Annotated in this window: 17 protein-coding genes and 1 riboswitch; of the genes, 10 read left to right on the forward strand and 7 right to left on the reverse strand. The window is 39.7% G+C overall.

Annotation, left to right across the window (positions count from 1 at the left end; translation table 11 throughout):
* Positions 1-138 precede the first annotated feature (138 nt).
* From NST93_RS11250 to NST93_RS11260, 3 genes are all read right to left on the reverse strand, one after another.
* A complete protein-coding gene (locus NST93_RS11250; RefSeq protein ID WP_405103850.1) occupies positions 139-954 on the reverse strand; it encodes a carbohydrate ABC transporter permease in 816 nt (271 codons plus the stop codon).
* Positions 955-962: 8 nt separating this feature from the next.
* A complete protein-coding gene (locus tag NST93_RS11255) occupies positions 963-1835 on the reverse strand; it encodes a carbohydrate ABC transporter permease (protein WP_405097038.1) in 873 nt (290 codons plus the stop codon).
* A gap of 102 nt (positions 1836-1937) precedes the next feature.
* A complete protein-coding gene (locus tag NST93_RS11260; RefSeq protein WP_405097040.1) occupies positions 1938-3227 on the reverse strand; it encodes an ABC transporter substrate-binding protein in 1290 nt (429 codons plus the stop codon).
* A 481-nt stretch (positions 3228-3708) separates the two neighbouring features.
* On the opposite strand from NST93_RS11260, the gene NST93_RS11265 reads away from it, so the two are divergent.
* Genes NST93_RS11265 through NST93_RS11280 form a run of 4 tightly spaced genes read left to right on the forward strand, consistent with a single transcriptional unit; the run spans position 3709 to position 8432 of the window.
* Positions 3709-4893 carry a galactokinase gene (locus tag NST93_RS11265; RefSeq protein ID WP_405097042.1) on the forward strand — a complete coding sequence of 395 codons (1185 nt, stop codon included), beginning with the start codon at positions 3709-3711 and terminating at the stop codon, positions 4891-4893.
* Position 4894: 1 nt separating this feature from the next.
* The gene (gene galE, locus NST93_RS11270; RefSeq protein WP_405097044.1) at positions 4895-5884 is read left to right on the forward strand and encodes a UDP-glucose 4-epimerase GalE; all 990 of its coding nucleotides are present in this window, start codon (positions 4895-4897) and stop codon (positions 5882-5884) included.
* A gap of 7 nt (positions 5885-5891) precedes the next feature.
* Entirely contained in the window at positions 5892-7385 is a 1494-nt protein-coding gene (galT, locus tag NST93_RS11275) for a UDP-glucose--hexose-1-phosphate uridylyltransferase (RefSeq protein ID WP_405097046.1), read from the forward strand.
* Positions 7386-7397: 12 nt separating this feature from the next.
* The gene (locus tag NST93_RS11280; protein WP_405097048.1) at positions 7398-8432 is read left to right on the forward strand and encodes an aldose epimerase family protein; all 1035 of its coding nucleotides are present in this window, start codon (positions 7398-7400) and stop codon (positions 8430-8432) included.
* 92 nt (positions 8433-8524) lie between these two features.
* On the opposite strand, the gene NST93_RS11285 is transcribed toward NST93_RS11280, so the two are convergent.
* Positions 8525-9685, reverse strand: coding sequence for an ROK family protein (locus tag NST93_RS11285; RefSeq protein ID WP_405097050.1), 1161 nt, complete (start codon positions 9683-9685; stop codon positions 8525-8527).
* Positions 9686-10131: 446 nt separating this feature from the next.
* Between NST93_RS11285 and qoxA the strand changes: the two genes are divergently transcribed.
* From qoxA to qoxD, 4 genes are all read left to right on the forward strand, one after another.
* Complete coding sequence (gene qoxA, locus NST93_RS11290) at positions 10132-11100, forward strand: cytochrome aa3 quinol oxidase subunit II (protein WP_405097052.1); 969 nt, start codon at positions 10132-10134, stop codon at positions 11098-11100.
* A 71-nt stretch (positions 11101-11171) separates the two neighbouring features.
* Positions 11172-13121 (forward strand): cytochrome aa3 quinol oxidase subunit I, encoded by a 1950-nt coding sequence (qoxB, locus tag NST93_RS11295; protein WP_405097054.1) that lies wholly within the window; start codon positions 11172-11174, stop codon positions 13119-13121.
* A complete protein-coding gene (locus tag NST93_RS11300) occupies positions 13118-13714 on the forward strand; it encodes a cytochrome (ubi)quinol oxidase subunit III (RefSeq protein WP_405097056.1) in 597 nt (198 codons plus the stop codon). Before qoxB ends, NST93_RS11300 begins: the two co-directional genes overlap by 4 nt.
* Position 13715: 1 nt before the next feature.
* A complete protein-coding gene (gene qoxD / locus NST93_RS11305) occupies positions 13716-14000 on the forward strand; it encodes a cytochrome aa3 quinol oxidase subunit IV (protein WP_405097058.1) in 285 nt (94 codons plus the stop codon).
* Positions 14001-14047: 47 nt separating this feature from the next.
* Here the strand turns inward: qoxD and NST93_RS11310 are convergent, their stop codons facing one another.
* On the reverse strand, positions 14048-14272 hold the full coding sequence (locus tag NST93_RS11310; RefSeq protein WP_405097060.1) for a hypothetical protein: 225 nt from the start codon (positions 14270-14272) through the stop codon (positions 14048-14050).
* A 602-nt stretch (positions 14273-14874) separates the two neighbouring features.
* Complete coding sequence (gene rbsK / locus NST93_RS11315; protein ID WP_405097062.1) at positions 14875-15795, reverse strand: ribokinase; 921 nt, start codon at positions 15793-15795, stop codon at positions 14875-14877.
* Positions 15796-16081: 286 nt separating this feature from the next.
* A riboswitch (cobalamin riboswitch) is annotated at positions 16082-16261 on the forward strand.
* 192 nt (positions 16262-16453) lie between these two features.
* On the opposite strand from rbsK, the gene NST93_RS11320 reads away from it, so the two are divergent.
* Together NST93_RS11320 and NST93_RS11325 are read left to right on the forward strand one after the other, a co-directional pair.
* On the forward strand, positions 16454-16942 hold the full coding sequence (locus tag NST93_RS11320) for an acyl-CoA thioesterase (protein WP_405097064.1): 489 nt from the start codon (positions 16454-16456) through the stop codon (positions 16940-16942).
* Between the two features lie 132 nt (positions 16943-17074).
* Entirely contained in the window at positions 17075-23470 is a 6396-nt protein-coding gene (locus NST93_RS11325; protein ID WP_405097066.1) for a lamin tail domain-containing protein, read from the forward strand.
* A gap of 182 nt (positions 23471-23652) precedes the next feature.
* Here NST93_RS11325 and NST93_RS11330 read toward each other — a convergent pair whose 3' ends face one another.
* A complete protein-coding gene (locus NST93_RS11330; RefSeq protein WP_405097068.1) occupies positions 23653-24303 on the reverse strand; it encodes a DUF6037 family protein in 651 nt (216 codons plus the stop codon).
* Positions 24304-24622: the final 319 nt, after the last annotated feature.

Raw genomic sequence — 24622 nt, forward strand, 5'->3', positions numbered from 1 at the left:
GTTTAAATTCCAGTAATCTATCTTTACTTATAAATAACGCCTTAAAGATTGTGTTTGAGATTCTCCATTCCCGATCTTTTCAAGCAGTGAAGGTGCATATCCAGAACACCCTGCACTGCATTCTCAATTGCAATAGAATTAACCCTTTACAGATCCCGTCATTCCAGCAACAAAATGTTTTTGCATTAAGAAAAATACAATTGCTGTCGGCAATGTTGCAATAACAATCGCTGTCATAATCACTCCATAGTCTGGTGCATATCCCGCACCCAGATTGGATATAAGCAATGGTATTGTTTGTTTTTCGGGTGACTGCAAAATGACTAGTGGCCATAAGTAATTGTTCCAGCTGTTCATAAATGCAATGATTGCTGCGGCTGCATACGTTGTTTTCATCGTTGGCATGTAAATCCGAAAGAAGATTCCAAGCTCACTCAGACCATCAATTCTGCCTGCCTCAATTAAATCTCTTGGAAACATTTTCGTGTTTTGCCGGAATAGAAAGACAAAGAATGCGGTTGTCATCGTCGGCAGAATGACTGCTGATAATGTATCAATTCCGATTGCTGGCATTGTATGAGCGATTCCACCAAAGAACCTGTATAGCGGAATCATAATAGCTGCAAAAGGAATCATCAAGGAAACTAAGAGTATATTAAACACCCAGTCCTTCCCTTTACTTCGATATATTTCGAAGCCATATCCAGCAAGTGATGAAATAAGTAAAGTCAATATAGTCGTTATCACTGCAATGATGGTAGAATTAAGTAAAGCCGTAGCAATGTCGACGGTTTCAAACAATACTTTTATATTTTCAAATAAGTGAGTACCAGGCAATAATCTTCCTTGCGTTACGTCTACAGATTTATTTGTCATACTTACAATCATCCATAAAAATGGATAAATGCTTATAAGGGATGCACCCCCAAGGAATAAGTATACAAAGCTTCGCATCAGTTTTTTCACTTCTTATCACCTGCCACTCTAAATTGAATTATAGATAATACAACTACCAGTAACACAATGACATACGAAACGGTTGAAGCGTATCCGAAGTCTGGTGTGTATTCAAACGAAAGATTATAAATATACTGTGAAATTGATAATGTAGCATTTCCAGGTCCTCCACTAGTAATATTCATTACCTCATCGAAAATCTGCAATGTCCCGATGGTTGACATGATTGATGTAAATAAAATAATTGGTTTTAACATTGGTATTGTTATTTTTGTAAATCGCTGAAAAGCATTCGCACCGTCAATCTTTGCAGCTTCATAGATTGAATGATCAACATTCTGTAAAGAAGATAAATAAAAGATCATATTATATCCTGTCCATCTCCACGTAATTGCAATGATAATAATTACCTTGGACCAGAATGGGTCTGACAGCCAATTAATTGGTTCTGAAATGATGGATAAGTCTACTAGAAACTTATTAACAATGCCATCTCCTGCAAACATATACTTAAAAATAACAGAATAAGCAACAAGTGAGGTTACAGCCGGCAAAAAGATAGCCGTTCTAAAGAACCCCCTGAATTTTAATGTTGGATCATTTAGCAATACTGAAAATACAAGAGCCAATACAATCATGATTGGAACTTGAATAATCAAATAAAGAAATGTATTGAATAAAGCAGACCTGAATGTAGGGTCACTAAATAGCCTGATGTAGTTGTCCAAGCCAACATATTCCATATTTGTTCCCCTGCCAGATTGAAATGACAGCAGTAATGCTTGTATCATAGGATAAAAATAAAATAGTGAGATTGCTAGAACTGCAATAATAATAAAGAGCCAGCCGATATTGTTTCGTCTCATCATTCGTTTCATTTTCCTCACTCCTTCCGTGAAAAATAGACCAAGAGCCCAGTCTAATTGTCGCTGTTGCATTCAACTATTAGATTGAAACTCAAGGCCTATTTTTGTGCTCATTTACTTAAGTTGAGTTTCAGCTTGCTGTTGAGCATTATTCAATACTTCTGAAAGGTCTGTTCCATTTAAATACTGTTGCATCCCTTCAATGATGATGTCCTCGATTGCATATGTGTGCATTCCATAGTTGACACCAGGAATTTCATCTGTCCAGTTCGAAAAGTTTTCAATAATGGACTGACCTGCAAAGAACTCATCTTCTGCTGTAAACGCTTCTCCATCCATAGCTGGTGTGTAAGCACCAATTGCTCCGATTTCTGTTACAAGCTCTTGATACATGTCCACATCAGAACCAAATGTATTCGCAAGAAACGCTGCAGCCTTTTCTTTGCCATCAACATTCAGCACATACCAAGAACTTCCGCCAAGGTTAGATGCTGCTACTGATTCCTCTAAATCTAAAGTAGGTGTCGGAACAACTGTCCAGTTTCCACTTTGTGACTCTTCTGCCTTGATACTTGGTGTAATCCAGTTTCCAGTCGGTACAGAAGCAACATCACCACTATTGAAAGCTCCTACAAATTGGCTCCAGTCAGAAACGATTTTCACGATGCCTGCATCCATTAATTCTTTATATGTTTCAAATGCTTTCACAAGCGCTTCATTTTCAGCGATAGTTGGGGTTGCACCGTCTTCATCCACATACCAAGCACCTGCAGACTGGATCATCACTCGTATTTGTCCTAAATCATTTGGATCCAATGTAAGTAAATCAGCACCAACTGTTTCCTTTATATCTTTTCCGATTTCAATATACTCGTTCCAAGTAATATCTGCCAGGTCATCAACAGTGTAGCCAGCCTCTTCCAGATAGTCGGTACGTATATAGAGACCTGTTGCACCGGAATCAAATGGTACCCCGTATTGCTTTCCATCATATTGGGTCGTCGCCATTTTGTAGTCAGCGAAATCATCTGTGTTTATGTAATCATCCATTGGATAAAACGCATCTGGATAGGAGTCCAGGAAACTCTGTGCACGGTAATCTTCAATTAACACAATATTAGGCAATCCCGTGTTCGCTCCCGAACCAAGTCCAGTATTTAACTTTTGAATGATATCATCTTGAGCATTCTCAATAATATTTAAATCTACATCTTCATCGCCATCATATGCTTCTTTAGCAATTTCAAGTGCTTTTATATTAAACTGCGGATCCCAGGCCCAGGCAGTGATTTTATCTCCATCACTGGAATCTGAAGAACCATCTTCATCATTCCCTCCATCAGAACAAGCAGCAAGCGCCAGTATACCAACAGTTATTAAAATTAATGATAAGAACTTTTTCATTTAAATCCCTCCAAATAATATGTTTTTTAATAACAGAATCCTAAAAATTCATGCTTGTTTACGCTTTCAATATAAATATTGGAAAATCACTTATCACCTCTTCGCCAAATAATAGTTTCCTAGATTAACAGATCGACATACTCTAAGTTGTATATTAATTAAATTAATTAATTATTATATTAATCGCAACTATTTTAATTGTCAAGTCTATCTTGTTAGAGCAAACATCTATTTTTTCAAACCGCCCAAAGCAGATAAATCGGTTTTCAGATAAGTTTAAAACGAACCTATGGCTGACGCAATAACAATCCATCCCAATATAAATATGCTTTAATAAAATGAACAAGCAGCAGTCTCCCTCATTATCCTGTTCCACCCATAGATATAAATACCCTCTTGTACTTTGGAATAATCTATAATACAATGTGGTTAATTAAATTAATTAATTAACTAAAGTACATACTCTCTAAAGGAGGTCATCATGAATTATATGGATACTTTACACAAAAATTTTACAGATGTTTTTAATCATGCCAATGATATCCGCCTTTTCTTCGCCCCTGGCCGAATCAATCTAATTGGCGAACACACTGATTACAACGGCGGGCATGTTTTCCCTGCTTCCATTTCCTTTGGAACGTATGCCGCTGCTGCGAAGCGTACAGATAATAAGCTGCGTTTTTATTCAATGAATTTTCCTGAAGCTGGGATTATTGAATGTGATCTTGAGCATTTAGACTATGACCCAGCACATAACTGGGCCAATTATCCAAAAGGAATGATTCAGTTTATACAGGATAGCGGCTATGAACTACATGCTGGTATTGATATTCTTTACTATGGGGATATTCCAAATAGTGCAGGCCTTTCTTCCTCTGCCTCAATCGAAATTGTAACTGGAATTCTATTAGAAAGGCTGTTCCATTTAGAGTTAGACAGAATTGAATTAATTAAATTAGGGCAAAAAGTAGAGAATGATTATATTCATGTGAATAGCGGAATAATGGATCAATTTGCAATAGGCATGGGGAAACAAGATCATGCCATTCATCTAAATACGGAAACCCTATCTTTTACCTATGCCCCGCTGAAATTGGCTGATCATTCGATTATGATTATTCATACCAATAAAAGCCGTGCCCTTGCAGATTCAAAATATAATGAACGGCGGGCACAATGCGAGGCTGCTTTGACCGACTTACAGACAGAGCTAAATATTACCAGTTTAGGCGAACTGACGCCAGATGAATTTGAAACACATAAACAGCTCATACAAGATGAGACAAATAGAAAGAGAGCAAAGCATGCCGTTTATGAAAACGCTCGCACAATTAAGGCGTTGGAAATGCTGAATAAAGGAGATTTGGTTCATTTCGGAAAGTTAATGAATGAATCCCATCGCTCTTTACAGGAGGATTATGAAGTAACCGGTTTGGAACTGGATACGCTTGTTGAAGCGGCATGGAATCAAGAAGGGGTTTTAGGAGCGAGGATGACTGGTGCCGGATTTGGCGGCTGTGCTATCGCCATCGTTCGGAATGAACATATTGAAACATTTAAAAAGCATGTCAATCAAGCATACGCAAAAAAGATAGGTTATGAAGCTTTATTTTACACAGCACAAATTGGTGACGGTGCGAAAGAAATAACAAAAGAGGTGATTTAAGATGAGTGTACTTGTATTGGGTGGAGCTGGCTATATCGGTTCACATGCCGTTTATCAGCTTATTGATCATGGGAAAGATGTTGTTGTCGTTGATAATTTAGAAACAGGCCATAAGAAAGCAGTGCATCCTGATGCCGCATTTTATGAAGGGGACATCAGAAATATTGATTTTCTGCGAGGTGTATTTAAAAAAGAAAAGATCGATGCAGTGATTCACTTTGCAGCAAATTCACTTGTTGGAGAGTCAATGGAAAAACCGCTGAAGTACTTTGATAATAATGTTTACGGCACACAAGTCCTGCTGCAGGTGATGACGGAGTTTCATGTCAGCTTCATTGTTTTCTCTTCCACTGCAGCAACCTATGGTGAGCCAAAAAGTGTTCCAATTACAGAGGATGCTGTACCGAATCCTGCAAATGCCTATGGGGAAACAAAGCTCACTATGGAGAAAATGATGAAATGGGCGGAACAGGCACATGGAATAAAGTATGTTTCCTTACGATATTTCAATGTAGCTGGGGCTCGGGAATCTGCCGAAATTGGAGAAGATCATAACCCGGAAACTCATCTTATCCCAATCATTTTACAAGTCGCGCTGAACAAGCGGCCCTTTATTTCCATTTTTGGTGATGACTATCCTACTCCAGATGGAACATGTATCCGTGATTACATCCATGTAGAGGATCTTATCCATGCCCATCTGCTCGCCCTGGATTATTTGAAAAATGGTGGCGAGAGTGACATTTTCAACCTTGGAAGCAGTCAAGGGTTTTCAGTGAAAGAAATTATTGATGCTGTAAAAGAGGTAACAGGAAAAGCGATTCCAGCTAAAGTCGGTGACAGACGGCCAGGAGATCCAGCAACACTTATCGCGAGCTCTGAAAAAGCAAAAAATATTTTAGGCTGGAAGCCAGCACGCACTTCAATTGAAAGAATTATCCAAGATGCTTGGAACTGGCATATAAAGAATCCGAATGGTTATGAGGAGTGAGTAATTGATGACTATCTATGAAAATCTGGCAGGCCTCATTCAAAAAGCAAAAGAAACAGACCTGATTGAAACACAAGATGAAATCTATGCAAGGAATCAAGTCATGCACCTTTTGCAGATGGAGGACTTTCCCAACCGTGCAATCCATCCTGCCGAAGACACAATACCTAACTTGCTGGAAAAGATTGTAGATTATGCGATTGAATCACAAGTAATTGAAGATGTTTTCGATGATAAAGAGATGCTCATGGCCAATATAATGAATTGTTTTATCGCTCGCCCTTCAGTTATTAACGAAACCTTTCATCAGAAGTATCAAACATCACCTGTCGCGGCAACAGATTACTTTTATCACTTGAGCAAACATAGCAATTACATTCAAATGAATCGGATTGCAAAAAACGTGAGCTTTAAATCAGATACAAAATATGGGGAACTGGATATTACAATTAATCTGTCTAAGCCAGAAAAAGATCCAGAACAAATTAAACGGGAACGGGAACAAAAACGGAGTTTAGACTATCCGAAATGTGTGCTATGTCCAGAAAACGAAGGCTATGCCGGCAGAGTCGGCTATCCTGCACGGGCGAATCATCGAATCATTGAGATTCCGCTTTTAGATGAAACCTGGTACCTGCAATACTCACCATATGTTTATTATAACGAACATAGTATTCTGCTTTCCGCTGAACATCGTGATATGAAAATTAATAAACTTGCATTTGAGCGACTGCTTACTTTTGTTGAAAAGTATCCACACTATTTTATTGGTTCAAATGCAGACCTGCCTATCGTAGGCGGTTCTATTTTAAGTCATGATCACTATCAGGCTGGCCGTTATGATTTTGCGATGACGGAAGCGGAAGAAAAATCAGCTTTCTCCTTGAATCGTTATCCATCTGTTGCTGCGGCTGTTTTGAATTGGCCTATGTCGGTAATCCGTTTACGCGGCAAGGATAAGAATGAATTGATTCAAGCTGCTGATCATATTTTTTCTGCATGGAAACATTATCAGGACAACGAAGCAAATATTATACCTTTTACCGGGGAGACACCGCATAACACCGTAACACCAATTGCCCGGATGCGTAATGATGCGTTTGAACTGGATATCGTTCTCCGCAATAATCGCACAACAGCTGAATTTCCAATGGGAATTTTTCACCCGCATGAGGACGTGCATCATATTAAAAAAGAAAATATTGGCTTAATTGAGGTAATGGGATTAGCCGTATTGCCTGCCCGCTTAAAGTCCGAACTGCAGGATGTGAAAGCATTCTTAACAGATGCAAATCAAGCAGTAGCTGAACCTCATGTCGAGTGGACCAATCAGCTAAAAGAAAAATATGGTGTGATAGGAAGCTTGGAAGAAGCTGAAAAAATTATTCAAAAAGAAGTTGGCGATAAATTTGCCCGCGTTCTGGAAGACGCAGGTGTTTTCAAACAAACAGATGCTGGCAATCTGGCATTTCAACGATTCATCACTACACTAAACGCTTAATTAGGAGATAATATGGAGATAACAGAAAAAGAAGTCTTAAATAAATGGATAGAATATACACTCACAAACGATAATGGCATCCAGGTCAGTCTGCTTAATTATGGCGGCATCCTTACCAAGCTAGTTGTCCCAGATCGTGAGGGCAAGCTTGAAAACATTGTGCTTGGCTACCAAAATTTTGAAGACTATGAGCAGGATTCCAATTATTTCGGGGCAATTATCGGCCGGGTTGCTGGCCGTATTGAAAATGCATCCTTTGAGTTAGATGGAAAGACGTATCAGCTGAAAACAAATGAAGGAAACCATCATCTCCATGGAGGCGAATCGGCTTTTCATCAGGTCATTTGGGATGCCATGTCTTTTCAAAATGACGATGAAGCTGGTGTGAAACTTTCCCATACAGGTTCGGATGATGCAGGGGGATATCCTGGGAGAGCAGATGTCACTGTAACCTATACATTAAATAATAAAAATGAACTGCTCCTGGATTATGAAGCAACAACGACAGAGAAAACAATCCTTACATTAACCAATCATACGTACTTTAACCTGACAGGCAATTTAAAGGATACGATTGAAAATCATCAGGTATCCATGAATAGTGAGCAGTTTCTAGAATTAGATGAAGCATTAATCCCTACTGGGAATTGCTTGGATGTTGCCGGCACACCGTTTGATTTTCGTGAGGGAAATAGACTAGCAGCGGGGATGCACTCCTCTCATCAACAGAATACAATTGCTGGCGGCGGATATGACCATTACTTTCTCTTTAACGAGAACGAGGTGCCACATATTTCGATCAGCGAACCGACCAGCGGCAGAATGCTCGATATTACCACGAATCAGCCAGGTGTCGTCATGTATACATCAAATAGTCTAGATAAAGCTTTACAATTATCTGATGGAAATTCCCGTAAACATGCAGGTGTATGTTTTGAAACCCAAGCATCCCCTGCTTCATTAAAATATCATCAGCTCCCTTCTATTATATTGGGAGCCAATGATACTTATAAAAAACAAACTTGTTTTACATTTCATAGCAAATAGGAAAAAAGGAAGTCATCCGCCTGTCTAGAGGATGACTTCCTTTTCTGTCTTTCAGGAGGCTGCGGACGCTTGAACCCGGAACATGCAGGATCTTAGACCGGATTAAACAGCTCGACAAGCAAGAGAGAAACAGCCCCAAGAGAGGTCGCATCATCTCCAAGACTTGTCGTGACTACTTTTGTTTCTCGTGCTTCCTGTGTCAAACCACTTTCCTGAATCATTTTTTCGATAGGTGGCATAATGAATTTCTCCGCTTTCGATACACCGCCGCCCACTATGATAATTTCTGGGTTAATGACATGAACTAAATTTGTTAAACCAATCCCAATGATTGAACCTGTTTCCTCGAGCATTTGGATGCAATCTTTATCCCCTTGAAGGGCGAGCTGATATAATTGCCTGCTGGAATGGATATTTTTCTCTGGCATTTTTTTATTCGCATGCCGCACAATCGACGGGGCCGAAACAAATGTTTGTAAACAGCCGCGGCTTCCACATTCACAGCGCTCACCATTCATATCAATCGTCATATGACCTACTTCACCAGCCAAATCCTTCGAACCATGATAGAGTTTTCCATCAAGGACCACTCCGGCTCCAACACCCGATCCAAGATTAACCGCAACCATACTTGGCGGGTTTCCATGATTTCCAAACCATGATTCCCCCAATGCCATCGCTCTCGCATCGTTTTCCACTTTGACAACTAAATCAAATGCACGCTCAAGCTCTTCCTTTATCGGGATATTTCTCAACTGCAAAATCGGTGCAAACAGGGAAGTTCCTGACTCGACATCAACCACCCCATGCATCGCCACACCAATGCCTGCCACTTTCTCTAAATCATCTACTCTCTTCAGGATATCCCCAATGCTTTCCTTTAATAATGTCAGAAAAGATTCATTCGTTAATGATGATTCGATTGTAATAGATACACGGTTTTTAATCTGACCGGATAAATTGCTAAGGATGCATTCAACTGATTTAGGCCCAGCATCTACCCCAATAACATAAAAACCATTTTTATTAATGGACAGCATTGTTGGCTTCCGTCCGCCCTGTGACTTCCCAAGATCACTTTCTGCAACAATATCCTGTTCAATGAGTTCTTTTACAATACTGCTGACGGTGGGTGGTGTCAGTTCCGTTTCCTTGGCAATTTGAGCACGGGAGATCGGTTCACTCGTTCTAATTTTATTTAAAATAATTGATTTATTTACTGACTTCATCAACTGAAAAGTACCACGTTTCATCCCAGGTCCTCCATCTATTTATTCATAGTTATATTATAACATATCTAATTTAATTAAATTAATTTACTTAAAATGAAGATGTCCAAGAAACATATTACATATCGATTCTTCTGAATTAAACATCACGCTTCCATTAAAAATGCTGAAAGATTCCCTTCTATTTCCAATCCACGATTCCCGGTTTAAAGCCAATTTCCCTTATTAAATCAGGCCTCCTTCCAACTCCAGGACAGATAGCCCAAAAAGATAAATATTTCGTATAATCAATAACGGTTCAAAAATTACGACTATATACACCAAATGGACAAAAATTAGTGAACACTTTGTGAAAAGTTTCTCAAACTAATGTTTTATTGCCTTGACAGGACTATTATATAAAGATGTTTGTGTTACCTTTTTTTACTGACGCAAAAAAATAGATATTTTTATAGAAAGGGGTATTTGCAATGAAATTAAAGTGGACCTTTTTGACATTAATTTTCACTATTCTCACAGTGCTAACAGGTTGTGAGCCTTTACTTGTTCTGGATCCAAAAGGACCTCAGGCAGAAACAACCTCTAATGTTATATGGATTTCCATTATTACAATGTCGTTTGTTGTAATTGTTGTACTTGTTTTGCTTGTCATTATGCTTGCAAAATATCGTGCATCCAAACAGCCGGATGATTATGAGCCACCTCATATTGAGGGACATCCTGTCGTTGAAGGCATCATTATTGGTATACCTATTTTAATCGTTATCTTTTTATCAGTCGTATCAGTTGTTTCGACATATCAAGTTGAAACTGTCCCAGAAGGATACGAAGATGAAGAGCCGCTTGTAATCTATGCTTCTTCATCAAACTGGAAGTGGCATTTCAGCTACCCAGAGCAAGACATTGAAACGGTCAACTATGTGTTCTTCCCTGCTGATCGTCCAATTGAATTTAGGCTGTACTCCTATGGACCAATTACAAGCTTTTGGATTCCACAGCTTGCCGGACAAAAATATGCAATGGCAGACATGGTAACAACTATCAATCTGGCTGCTGATGCACCTGGCGAATTTATGGGAAGAAATGCAAACTTCAGTGGTGAAGGCTTTGCAGAGAATACATTTAATGCAATGGCAATGCCGCAAAGTGAATTCGACTCATGGGTTGAAGACATTAAAGCAAAAGCAGAACCATTGACAGAGGAGAAATTCAACGAGTTATTAGAACCTGGCCATCTTGGTCAATTAACTTTTAATGGTACACATTTAGAATTCGCGCCAGCACCTGAGGGTGAACATTCTGGTCATAATCATGGTTCTTCTGATGATGCTGAACATGAAGCACATGAACATGATGAGCATAGTCAAGATGAAACAGATGAACACGAACAGCACGATGATCATGGTGATGAAGAAGCTTCTGAACATGACCATCATTAATATGTACACAATCGTCAAATCGCTAAATAACTTATTGATGCACGAAAACTACTCGAAAGGAGTAATCAAACATGGAATTTTTTGAGAGATTCGCCCTGCCCAACCCAGATCCAATGATCTATGCATCCATGGTAGCAATTGTTCTTGTGTCTATCGCAATCGTTGCTGGTCTGACTTACTTTAAAAAATGGGGCTATTTATGGAATGAATGGTTAACAACAACGGACCATAAACGAATCGGAATTATGTATTTAATTTCAGCTTTGTTAATGCTGTTCCGTGGTGGCGCCGATGCTGTCATGATGCGTTTACAGCTTTCCAGTCCTGAAATGGAGTTTTTGAACGCACAGCATTATAATGAAGTTTTTACAACTCACGGGGTTGTTATGATTATGTTTATGGCAATGCCGTTTGTTATCGGATTAATGAACTATGTCATCCCACTGCAAATCGGTGCGCGTGACGTTGCATTCCCAAGACTGAACGCACTTAGCTTCTGGATGTTCTTCGCAGGGGCAATGCTGTTTAACATTTCTTTCGTCATTGGAGGTTCTCCAGATGCTGGATGGACAAATTACTTCCCGCTAGCCGGGAATGAGTTCAGCCCTTCTGTCGGTGTTAACTATTATATGTGGGCACTGCAGATTTCTGGACTAGGTACATTGATGACAGGTATTAACTTTATCGTAACAATTTTCAAGATGAGAGCTCCCGGCATGAAACTAATGAAAATGCCTATGTTTACATGGTCAGCTCTTATCACAAACGTAATTATCGTGTTTGCTTTCCCTGTATTGACAGTCGCTCTTTTAATGGGTACACTCGACCGTCAATTCGGTACAACATTCTTTGCCACAGGTAATGGCGGAATGGATATGTATTGGGCCAACCTGTTCTGGGTTTGGGGACATCCGGAGGTTTATATTTTAATCCTGCCGGCATTCGGTATTTACAGTGAGATTATTTCAACGTTCTCACAACGTAACTTATATGGTTATAAATCAATGGTTGGTTCCATGGTGCTTATTTCCCTGCTTTCCTTCTTTGTATGGGTACACCACTTCTTTACAATGGGACAGGGTGCATTAACAAATAGTATCTTCTCCATTACAACGATGGCAATTGCCATACCAACCGGGATTAAAATATTTAACTGGCTCCTGACCATGTGGAAAGGGAAAATCACCTTTACCGTGCCAATGCTTTATTCTGTAGCATTTATCCCGCTATTCACAGTTGGAGGAGTAACTGGTGTCATGCTGGCAATGGCAAGTGCTGACTATCAGTACCATAATACAATGTTCTTAGTCGCTCACTTCCACAATACGATTATTCCTGGTGTTGTCTATGCAATGCTGGCTGGACTTACGTATTGGTGGCCAAAAATGTTTGGCTTTAAGCTTAACGAAAGAATTGGTAAATGGGCGTTCTGGTTTAACGTTGTCGGTTTCGTTTTAGCTTTCTTCCCAATGTACATCACTGGATTAGACGGGCAAGCTCGTCGTATGTACACATACTCAGAATCAACTGGATTCGGTCTAATGAACATGCTTTCGTTCGTCGGAGCTGGAATAATGGCAATCGCCTTTATCCTGATCGCGTACAACATCTTCTACAGCTTTAAGAATTCACCAAGAAATGTTGGAGACGATCCATGGAATGGCCGTTCACTGGAATGGGCTACACATAACCCAGTACCGGAATACAACTTTGCTATTGCCCCTGAGGTTAATTCAAGCCAAGCATTCTGGGATCATAAGAAGAAGAAACATCAGCTATTTAAAGGCAATATCGGAAAAATCCATATGCCAAATAATAGTGGAATACCAATTATAATGGCTGGTATCCTGTTCGTATTCGGCTTCTCATTTGTATTCAGCATTTGGCCGGCTGTTATCGTTTCAGCGATTGCTTTCTTCGCATGCATGATGTACAGCTCGTTTGAAAACGACCAAGGACGCTATATTTCTGAGAAAGAAGTTAGAGAGACGGAAGAGAAATTTGGAGGTGACTCGAAGTGAAAATCGACCAAACGAAACCTCTTGAATATGGAACACACAAAAATGAAATGAATATACTAGGCTTCTGGATTTTCCTGGGTGCCGAAATCATGCTTTTTGCAACACTTTTCACTTCTTATTTCATTTATGAAAATGGAATTGGAAACGGACCAAGCGGTGCAGAGATATTCGAAATAACACCTGTCTTGATTGAGACATTTGTACTATTAACAAGCAGCTTCACCATCGGGCTTGCAATCAATGCGATGCGTTTAAAACGCACAAAAGCAACCCTATGGTTCTTAGCTATAACATTAGTACTTGGAGCAACATTCCTTGGTGTTGAAATCTATGAATTTATTCATTATTACCATGTTGGAGCAACACTGCAAACAAGCGGCTTCACTGGAATTCTATTAACAACACTTGGAACACACGGTGCGCACGTTACCTTTGGTTTGTTCTGGGGGATTGCAATCTTCCTGCAAATTAAAAAGCGCGGCTTAACATTAGAAACTGCCAATAAGACATTTATTTATTCTCTATACTGGCATTTCCTTGATGTTATGTGGATTTTCATTTTCAGCTTCATCTACTTGAAAGGAATGATGTAACATGAAGGAATTATTTCCGATAAAGCAGGTCAATGGCTTCATTTTCTCTTTGCTGCTTACTGTTGTAGCGCTTAGCGTTTACTTCATGGATATGTCATTTAAAGTAGGCATGACCATTTTGCTAATAACTGCTTTTATTCAAGCAATTGTACAATTCGTCTTGTTCATGCATGCAGGTGAGAGTGAAGATAAACGAACAATCTATACAACCTTATACTACAGTGCCCTCATTGCGTTAGTAACGATTTTCGGATCATTGCTCGCAATGGTATGGGATATGATGTAATAACACAAAAGCGAGCGGCATATGCCACTCGCTTTTTTTATAATGTATTATGATATACTTTTCTTCCCCTTGCTGATCATTTCTTCTGTCGCTACAAGGAATACACCCATAATCCAAATAAACGCCGCACTCATCACGGAACCTATGCCAATACCAACAATCCCCTGGTAATCACCCACATAAACTCCGAATGCAAAAATGGCTATCCCAAGTAAAACCAGTGTACCGCAAATATACTTTACTGCCCGTAATATAGTTGCATGTGTTTTCATCTGAAACGACCTCCCTTACATTATATTATTTACCGCGTTCACATGTTTGTCAAACATTTGTTTCTGATTTGTGAATTTTTATAATTTATATTGACAAAATTAAATTGGAGTTTCAATTATGTTTGAAGCACAAATATTGAAAGGGAGCTTTCTGCTCATACTAAGTCGAGTTTGTCTTAGGTGGATGGTGATAACGATTCTATTAGACAGAAATCCGAGGAGGTTATCTTAAATGGATGATGACAAACTTTCTATTAGACAGAAATTAGGTGAAGTCACTGCAAACAGGCGATGACTGCCTCTCTATTAGACAGATTTAACGAAAAATCATCTCAAACAGGCGATGACGAACTCTCTATTAGACAGATTTTACGAGAAATCATCTCAAACAGGCGATGACTGCCTCTCTATTAGACAGATTTTACGAGAAATCATCTCAAACAAGCGATGACAACATTCCTATTCAACCGCCCCCCACCCTAAACAGCTATTTGAATAATCTATTAAAAAATCTCTGCTAGGATACACTCCTGCAGAGATCTATTTATACATTTATTTGTAGCACCTGAATCACGATAAAGTCACAGGCGAAGAAACCTCTTTCACCCTTCTCCCAAGAACGCTTTTAATTCATGGTTATATGGCATTGCTGGGGCAGTACCCCATTTTGTGACTGCTAATGCTGCTGCCGCATTTGCACGGATTGCAGCTTCTTTTAAGCGATATCCATCCGCAACAAAGGAGGCAAGTGCGCCATTAAACGCATCCCCTGCTCCTGTGGTATCTGCTACATCAACCTTAATGGAAGGAATAAGCACTCCTTCATCTGTCCCGTCAAATAGGAAGCAGCCTGCTTTTCCTAATGTAATTACAACATGGTCCACACCCATTTCAATCAGTACCTTTGCTGCTTGCCGAGCTGTGTCTTCATCAACAACATGAATCCCAGTTAATAAACGAGCTTCTGTTTCATTTGGTGTAATATATGTAACTTTTTTCAGCAGATCTGTACTGACAGGCTGAAATGGAGCTGGGTTTAACACAAGTGGTTTTCCCAGTTCATGAGCAAGCTCAATCGTTGTTTCCACAGCTTCCTGTGATGTTTCCAATTGTGTCAGGATAATATCCGCTTCTTCGAAAGCCTTGCGAGCTTGCAGCACATCCTCTTTTGTTATTTTTCCGCAAGCTCCCGGCGCAACAATAATCATATTCTCACTTTGCTCGTCTACTGCTATCAGTGCCGTTCCTGTAGCTTCTTCTGGATGACGGCTTACATAGCTCGCATCTATTTTTTCATTTTTAAAATTAGTGAACGCTTCATCTCCAAATGTATCATGCCCAACCTTCGTAAGCATGGTCACTTGATATCCCAAGCGCGCTGCCGCCACTGCCTGATTTCCACCTTTTCCGCCAGGTCCCATTTGGAATGGACCGCCTAAAACCGTTTCACCTGGACTTGGCATATGTGGTGTGCGACTCATTAAATCTACTACATAACTTCCAACTACTAATACCTTTCTCAAGGTTTTCACCTCCTGTATGATATTGTTTTTTCATTTTGTAAAGAATACGTTTGATAGATTTATTGTAGCATAATTGGCAGGCTGTTTAACTCCTCGAAAGCCATCTGACAATAAGTTTCATTTCTCTAATAACTTTAATTTAAATAATAGAATTATCTTCTAACGCACTATCTAACAAGTGTATGTTTTAAAGAAGACCTGTCTCATGTATAATAGATTCAGATGAAAAATATCCAGGCAGCTTTATTTAAAAATTGACTGGATATTTTCAAAAAACTGCATACAGATAACAACCAATAACCATGGTGTCTGAACAAGACTTAATAGGGAATCTGGTGAAAGTCCAGAACTGTTCCCGCAACTGTATATGCCGACGAAATAAGCAGATCCACTGTCTCTGGATGGGAAGGATTTAAAGTAGGAGGAAGCATAAGTCAGGAGACCTGCCATTGTTATCGCGTATTATCTTCTTCGGGATGTGAGAGGATATAACGAGGGTTTTCCGACTGGCAACAGTGTATTCATGCTGTCTTCCAGTTCATACCACGTTATTTCTTTGCCCACAGTGCTGGGTTTTTTTGTTGTCAAAATTGGCTTCCTCAAAACGCTCCCTGTCCCTGAAGGCATGCAGTCTAATTTACTAACAAGGAGAGTCATGATGAAAGAAAAACTACCTGCAAGTATATCCAAAACAATCCAAACCAAACTGGTACTGCCACCAGATACAAATCATATGGGCACTGTTTTTGGCGGAACTGTTTTATCCCATATTGATGAAATTGCAGCGATTACTGCAATGAAACATAGTAATACAATCGTCGTCACAGCTTCCATTGATACGGTGAACTTCTTATCGTCCGCTAAAGTAGGCGACATATTAATTTTAGAAGGGGTCGTCATTTCAACAGGCAGAACCTCGATGGAGGTCTATGTCAAAGTGGAATGCCAGCATCTGGAAACAGGGGAAAGAACTACGACGACTACAGCTATTCTGACAATGGTTGCTGTTGATCGTGATGGTATTCCAACTGAAGTACCTGATGTTACCCCTGAAACAAACGAAGAAAAAAATCTCTTTCAGAATGCCCAAGCAAGAAAAGAAAGAAGACTGCAGATGCGCGAGTTTTCAAAGGAGCATGAAGCATAAGCTGCTCCCCTTTTCTTTAGTAACCTCGATTCTCCCCCCCTTCTTTTACATTCTCTTCATACAACCTTCATCCCTAATTAATATCTGAACCGTATACTAAATGTGTAAAAGCTATTATATGGAGGGATGAAGTTGAAGAGAAGAAGTAAACGAAGCAGTTCCTGTCTGTCTGCTTTCATGGCAATTATCATGCTAGGCACAGCGATTTTTCCTGCCCAGCCGGTAACTGTATATGCAGCAGATGACGTACAAAAGAAAAACACAGTAGAAATCGAAGAAAAACAGAAAGAAACAGAGCAATCCAATCCACTGAACCTGCAGCATGAGCGTCCTTCACAACGAATAGAGAACAAAGATTTCATCGTACAAGCAACAGCTAAAAATGCCACAAATCTTACATTGGTTTATAAAAAAGGAAAAACTGCAGAAAAAGTTCCAATGGAGCGGTCAGCAGATAACTTGTTCACTGCGACGATAGCTGGAGCTGATATTCAACCAGAAATGCTAGAGTATTGGTTCGAAGAGGAAACAGAAGACGAAACGCTCACTTCTTTACCTTATCTAGTAGAAGTTGTGAAAGCAAATCCCCCAGAAACTCAACAACGAGAAGAAACATCTGATGCTGCCCAGCCTGCAAATGAAGAAGATAATCCTAATGGCCAGACATCCCCAGAAGAGAAAAATAGCACAACACCTGACAAGGTGCAATCAGAAGAAATACAAGACTTCTTTACTATTGAACATAGCCCAATTACAGAGATGAACGGCAATCAGGATGTAACACTTGAAGCAACTGTACCTGATGCATCTGTGGTTACATTATATTACCGTTCAGCAGAAAAAATGGAAATCCAGGAGCTTTCTTTCACGAAGGAAGAAGGAACAGACAGCTTTACCGCAGAAATTCCAAGTACGAACTTTTGGTCACCACATTTTTACTATTCCATTCATGCGGAAGCTGAAAATGGAACACACCAAGAAACAGACTACATAAAAGCAAGTGTGAACTTCTCAAATACACCGGACGCACAAACAATGCCACAGGTGCTAATAACAGAATTAGCACCAGATACAGACGATATTGACGGGCTTGATGCCTATGAATTTATCGAAATCTATAACAATAGCAGTCAGCCTATTAATATGGAAGATTATCAATTGATCTATCAATATCCAACAAGTACAGCTGATCAAACTTGGGATTTAAAAGAGGATAAAGAAGTTGCTCCACAAGAGAGCTTCATCGTTTGGATTCAAAATAAGAGTAACAGCCATTTAACCATTGATGACTTTAACAGCCATTATGGAACAACAGTAACGGAAAACCAAGTGACAATTATTGAGAATGATGGCATGGCGAATAGCTCTGAAAGAAGTATCGTCCTTAGTGATAATTACCATAATGAGATTTCCAAAGTAACCTATAACGAATCCGAAAAAGATGTGAATCCAAATCAAGGGATTGTCTATCAATACCCTGCTGAAGGAAATGCAATGAAAAAAGTTGGAATCAGCGAAACAAGCACTCCAGCAGAGATCATCCCTGGTCAAGTGCCGGCTGAAACGGTTATAGTCGAAGAAGATAGCGCCAGCCCAACGATAGGTGAGCCTGACATTTCTATTACCGATGAAGCAATTACGGTAGAGATTGCTGTAGAATCAGAGAATGAAATGCAAAGTGTACAGCTTTTCTACAGCCAGAGTGATGCAATCGGATTTGAGTCAATCCCAATGGAAGCAAGCGGAGAAAACAGGTATACGTTAACCTTGCCACTGCAATCTATTTGGAGCAACCAGATTGACTATTATTTCACTGCAGAGAATGCTGCAGGTGAAGCCAAAACAGACACAATGGAAATAAGCATTCCTTCACCTGATTATGATACACAAACAGTGCCACGAATACTCATTACTGAGATTACACCTGACACAGTAAACAGGAATGGCGCAGATGCCTATGAATTTATCGAACTCTATAATAATAGTACACAGCCAATTAATATAAAAGACTATAAGTTAATCTATCGCTATCCAACAAGCACACCTGATCAAAACTGGGATTTAACGGAAGACAAAGTAATTAAGCCACAGGAAAGTTTTATCGTTTGGATTCACAACAGCGGAAATAGGGATGCTGTACTGGAAGACTTTAATCAAGCGTATGGCTTAACCCTGTCAGAAGACCGCGTAACCATTATTGAAAATGATGGCATGGCGAACGGCAGCGAAAGAACACTCATCCTCGCAGATGATTTTAACAATGAAATTACGGAAGCCACTTATAATGATGGTGCGAGCGATGTACACGTAGACAGAGGGATTATGTACAAATTCCCGACAGAAGGGAAGGCCATGCAGAAGGTCGGCACAGCAAAAAGCATTTCACCACTTACGGTTTATCCAGAGCAAGTGCCTCATAAACCTGTTCAGGTTGAGGCAGATACCGCTGATGCTCCTGAAATGAAACAAGCAAAAGCTGAAATTGCAGATGATGCCATTCAAATACAAGTTGAAGTAGAATCCGAGCAGCCGCTTATCGGTGTTAACTTATATTACAGCCAAAGTGAAGCCCTCGGATATGAGACAGTGACATTATCAAGTGAAGACAGCACGTTTTACACTGCAAGCATTCCGCTTGATGACATATGGAGCAGCCAAATACAGTATCACTTTATTGCTTCCAATCAGGCAGGCCAGACAACATCTGAAACACAAACATTTGAAATCCCGCAAGCAGACATTGAATATCAAAACGTCCCTCCTCTTTTGATTACAGAGGTTGTGCCAGATACAGCAAATGTCGACGGAGCAGATGCCTACGAATTCATTGAAATTTATAATAACACGACAGAAGCCATCGATTTTAACGATTATACACTTCGTTATCGCTACCCAAATACGAGTGCCGAAAACGATTTGTTATGGGGTCCGCCACTCGACCAGGAGGATATCATCATTCCATCTGGAGAAACAATTGTGCTTTGGGTGATTAATGGCAGTAACGCAAACTTAACAGATACCGATTTTAACAACCACTTTGGAACAAACCTGACAGAAAATGTAAACTTGATTAAAATTTTTAATAATGGAATGGCAAATAGCGCAGAACGCGGATTAGTTATTGCAACGAAAACAGGCAGGGAACTTTCTCATGCCTACTATAATGAAGTCAATGGTGTCGATGATACAAATCCGGATAAGGGAATTTTCTATCGTTTCCCAACCGATGGCGGCACAACATCTGAAAAAATAAGTGCCGGAGAAATGAATGCAACACCAGGCAGTGTAATGCAAGAACAAGTACCAGCGGAAAAAGTAAACCTTGCAGCTGATGCGACTGCTCCTGTAATTGAGGATACAACGAACAAGGATGCCCTTACATCTGAAGCGCCATTCCAAATTTCAGCATCGATTACAGACAATATCGAAGTCAAATCGGTTTATCTTTACTATCGTACCGTCGAAAGTGCGGACTTCAATAAAATAAGCCTGGAAAAAAAGACGAATGACACCTATCAGCACACCGTCTATGAACCGGAATTAATCGGTCAAGAAAATCTGGAGTATTATTTTGCTGCAAGTGATGGGAGAAATCAAACGACGACAGAAACACAAATTATTCCCATCGAACATCCCAACCAAGAAACAGGTTTTCGATTAAATGTAAAAGAAAATGAATTAATTTCCGGAGAAAAAGTAATAAAGGCAACAGAAGAAACTTACACGGAAGACATGCAGTTATTCATTGATAACGAAGCTGTAAAAAATGAAAATACTTTTATGGCAATGGAGAATGAAGCATACTTTGCCTTTGACGTTACAGAAACAAATATTTATTTCCAAAATGCAGTCACGATGGGCGATGAAATTCTAACTGTTTTTGATGATACCTACACAAACTTCGTTACCTTAACAGTGCCAATTTCGGCCGATAAACTCCAGGCTGGCGAAAATGTGATTTCCATTCGTGCTGGAAATAAAGCAAGTCCATTTGATGAGACATCAACTGAAAACCGTGATGACTTTACAATTAAGAATGTGCGGCTTGTATTATTAGATGGAACGATTATTTATGACCCAGCATACGACAATCCAAACACAAATTATGCTGTTGGAGATAGTGCCGGCAAACAATCCGTTTTTGATTTTACATTTACATTAGCACAGGAAAATTTTGCCTCCCTTGCCTACTTATTTGATACGACAACAGTTACTGACGGAGTACATGAAATAAAGGCAGTATCAGGTGAAAATGAAGTGACGGAAAATGTGATTGCGGATAATACGATTCCAACAATCAAACCATCCATAAAGGACAAGGAAGAATACAAGGGTGCATTTACGATTGATGCAGCATTTCAGGATACAAACGGGATTGCAGAAACAACAGCAACTTTAGATGGCAGCTTTATTTCTCTGCCACATGAGACTTCTTCCGCTTTGCTGGAGCCTGGAGAGCATGAGCTAGTATTTACTGCAACAGACCAAGCGGGAAATCTGGCAACTCAAGCCCTGACCTTTACTACAGTTGAGGAGCATCCTTTGTGGCCAGATTGGCTAACAAATGACCCTGACAGCAGCAGTGCAAATCTCTCCGTCCGTGTGAACGATCCAACGGGAGATGTGATGGATGTTGGTTTTTATGAGGCATATCAGTATACAGCTGAGGATACAGAAAACGTGCGTATTTCACAGCATGCCACAGAAACAGAACCTCCTCAAAGTTTTGAGCCTGAAGGAGAAACTGCATTAACAAATGCAGAGCTGGAGCAGCTCACACATGTTGATGGAGAAGAAGTTTTAACCGAATCAACAACAGAATTCCCGTATCACCGCTTTGATATTACACTTGATGCGGACGTTAACCTGGAAGATGAAATCGAAATTGTTTGGAATGGTTCTTCGCTGGAGGGCAGAAAAGTAACCATGTACGCTTGGAACTATGCGATTCAAGACTGGGAAGCATTGACATCCATCATTGCTGGTACAGACAGCTTTCAATTAATTGGCACCGTTCAAGGAGCAGATTATGTTCAAGATGGAAAAGTGAGTGCCATCGTTCAAGACCAAATCGCAGCTCCTGGAGAGGATTTCAGCTTTGTCTGGTTCACCGATACCCAGTATTACTCTGAGAGCTTTCCTTGGATTTATGAAAATCAAGTAAACTGGATTGTCGAAAATCAAGAAGAATTAAATATCGAATATGTCTTCCATACAGGAGACCTAGTCAATGTTTATGATGATCTCGAACAATGGGAAATCGCAGATAAAAATATGAGACTGCTCGATGACGCCGGCATTCCAAATGGGGTGCTTGCCGGCAATCATGATGTAAATGATAAAGCCGCTGACTATGAAAATTATTACAACTATTTTGGAGCGAATCGCTATCAGGATCAGTCGCATTACGGCGGTTCGTATGAAAATAACCGCGGACACTATGACCTTATTTCCGTAAATGGCATTGATTTCATTATGGTCTACATGGGCTGGGGTGTTGATCAGGCAGGCATTGATTGGGTAAATGAGGTTCTTGCTGCACATCCGAATCATACAGCAATTCTAAATTTCCATGAGTATCTGCTTGCTACTGGAATGAGAAGCCCGATTGGTGAAGAGCTCTTCGAGGAAGTAGTTGTCCCAAATGAAAATGTGAAAGCAGTACTTTCTGGTCACTACCATAATGCACAAACATATATCGACGAAATTGATGATAATGGAGATGGGGCACCAGATCGCACGGTATACCAGATGCTTGCTGATTATCAAGCCGGACCAGAGGGAGGACAAGGCTATCTCCGTATTCTGAACTTTAATATGGAAGACAATACAGTTGATGTCCAAACCTATTCACCTTATCTGGATAATTATAATTTCTATGATCCAGAAGATTTTCCTGGAAAAGATGAATTTACAATCGATTGGGACCTTGAGCCGCAACTGAAAAGGGTCGCAACCGATTATGTAGAGGTTAATGTGTACGCTAATCATGAGATTGGGCTTGTCAACAATGTTCCAAGTGGAGAAACAGCCACAGTTACTTGGGATGGCCTAAACCCGGAGAAGGAGTATTTCTGGTATGTTGTTGCCGAAGACAGCTATGGCGGTTCCACACGTTCGGATATTTGGAATTTCGCTACAACGGAGGCTGAAGTTGTCATTCCAGATGACGACGAAGAACAGGAAGAAGCGGATAATGGCACAGACCAGAATCCAAATCCTCCAACTAATGATACCGACAATACAATAGACAAAATCCAGGATAACGACGATGGCAGGCAGCAACCTGGAATAGCGAATCAGAAAAACAGTCAAAAACAATTGACGCCAACAAATCTAAATAACAATCAAAACAATGATAAAGTCATTGAACGTACGACAAGTCAGCGTGACATTAACCAAAACAAATTACCTGGCACTGCAACCAATATGTTTAATGCACTGTTAATAGGGCTTGCCCTTATAATAGCCGGGATTGGTTTATGGCTATTCGTCAATTACAGAAAGAAGCGCCTGGTAAACAGTTAAGTTTTTGAAAAAAAAATGCTAAATCTGGATTGTCTCTTCAAATCTCTAAACACTAGTAAAATAAAACAAGACGGGTACGAATTCGCATATGAATTTGTACCCGTTTTTATTAAGGCCATTTTCAGTTAACCTGCCCTTTAGCCTGGAATCAAGGGGGGCTATTTTTGATTAGATAGTAAGGATTAACGTTTTGAAAATTCCTTTATAATTTCATCATCACTTTTTGCATCCTCTTTTGCCTCAGAAAAGAAGAAGCTCAAATTTTTGTCATTGGAATATCTTGCATACAGTTCGGGACGTAATGTTTGTGCCTTATTGCTATTCTCAATGCTGCGGTTATTAGGTGAACCATCTTCTTTTCTTCCATTGCGCCGCACATCATAGCAGTATATGGCATTGGAGTTATTTCGCTCTGCCCGGCTTCCAATTAAAAGCCTTTCAATTTCAAGGCTTTTCTCTATCACTTTTGCTTTAGGGATAAATCCAGAAAAAATTTGTGAGAAATCTCTAAATAAATCTCTATTTGCATGTCCTCTTTCAACATCAAAAAAAGCACAAAACTCCCCGGCACTGTTAAAATGAACATTGTAGAAGTCGATGTAACCCTTAATTGACTTTTTTATATTATTCCATGATATAAATTCTACTTTCGCCTTAGCGTATGCACTCGGCTTTCTCTCCCTTTCATTGTATAAAGTCAAAATTACGATATATTTTTCTCCTTTATAATTAAACGGAAAAGAATCAATAACCCATTCTTTCTCTTCCATATCCTTCAATAAAGAAGGTAAATTATTAAAAAGCAATTCCTTTTTCCTTTTCCCCTGTCCCATGATGTCTTCCCCTTTCCATTTATACCAGTTAAACAATACGCTTGCACTGGAGCGCCGATTACTTTAAATATATTCTCACACATTTGTTTAATTGGCTTTCTTATCGTTATAGAATTCATATATTAAAATGAGTAATGAGATAGTGAATAAAATTAAACCCATTATAAAATTAATGTTTATCGCAAGCAGCCAACCTCCTAAAAGGCTTTTGCCTGATAATGTAAGAGAAGACCGTAAATATTTTTTCTTAGTCACCTTGAAAACATAAATGCTCATTATGATTGAACAAATGGCAATCAAAATAGGCGTCCCCCCACCA

This window comes from Oceanobacillus sp. FSL H7-0719 (assembly GCF_045040795.1).
GTDB lineage: Bacteria > Bacillota > Bacilli > Bacillales > Amphibacillaceae > Oceanobacillus.

Excerpts from the sequence above, each read along its gene's own strand:
- NST93_RS11250 (WP_405103850.1), bottom strand. The coding sequence starts at position 954 with ATGCGAAGCTTTGTATACTTATTCCTTGGGGGTGCATCCCTTATAAGC.
- NST93_RS11255 (WP_405097038.1), bottom strand. The coding sequence starts at position 1,835 with ATGAAACGAATGATGAGACGAAACAATATCGGCTGGCTCTTTATTATT.
- NST93_RS11260 (WP_405097040.1), bottom strand. The coding sequence starts at position 3,227 with ATGAAAAAGTTCTTATCATTAATTTTAATAACTGTTGGTATACTGGCG.
- NST93_RS11265 (WP_405097042.1), top strand. The coding sequence starts at position 3,709 with ATGAATTATATGGATACTTTACACAAAAATTTTACAGATGTTTTTAAT.
- galE (WP_405097044.1), top strand. The coding sequence starts at position 4,895 with ATGAGTGTACTTGTATTGGGTGGAGCTGGCTATATCGGTTCACATGCC.
- galT (WP_405097046.1), top strand. The coding sequence starts at position 5,892 with ATGACTATCTATGAAAATCTGGCAGGCCTCATTCAAAAAGCAAAAGAA.
- NST93_RS11280 (WP_405097048.1), top strand. The coding sequence starts at position 7,398 with ATGGAGATAACAGAAAAAGAAGTCTTAAATAAATGGATAGAATATACA.
- NST93_RS11285 (WP_405097050.1), bottom strand. The coding sequence starts at position 9,685 with ATGAAACGTGGTACTTTTCAGTTGATGAAGTCAGTAAATAAATCAATT.
- qoxA (WP_405097052.1), top strand. The coding sequence starts at position 10,132 with ATGAAATTAAAGTGGACCTTTTTGACATTAATTTTCACTATTCTCACA.
- qoxB (WP_405097054.1), top strand. The coding sequence starts at position 11,172 with ATGGAATTTTTTGAGAGATTCGCCCTGCCCAACCCAGATCCAATGATC.
- qoxD (WP_405097058.1), top strand. The coding sequence starts at position 13,716 with ATGAAGGAATTATTTCCGATAAAGCAGGTCAATGGCTTCATTTTCTCT.
- NST93_RS11310 (WP_405097060.1), bottom strand. The coding sequence starts at position 14,272 with ATGAAAACACATGCAACTATATTACGGGCAGTAAAGTATATTTGCGGT.
- NST93_RS11320 (WP_405097064.1), top strand. The coding sequence starts at position 16,454 with ATGAAAGAAAAACTACCTGCAAGTATATCCAAAACAATCCAAACCAAA.
- NST93_RS11330 (WP_405097068.1), bottom strand. The coding sequence starts at position 24,303 with ATGGGACAGGGGAAAAGGAAAAAGGAATTGCTTTTTAATAATTTACCT.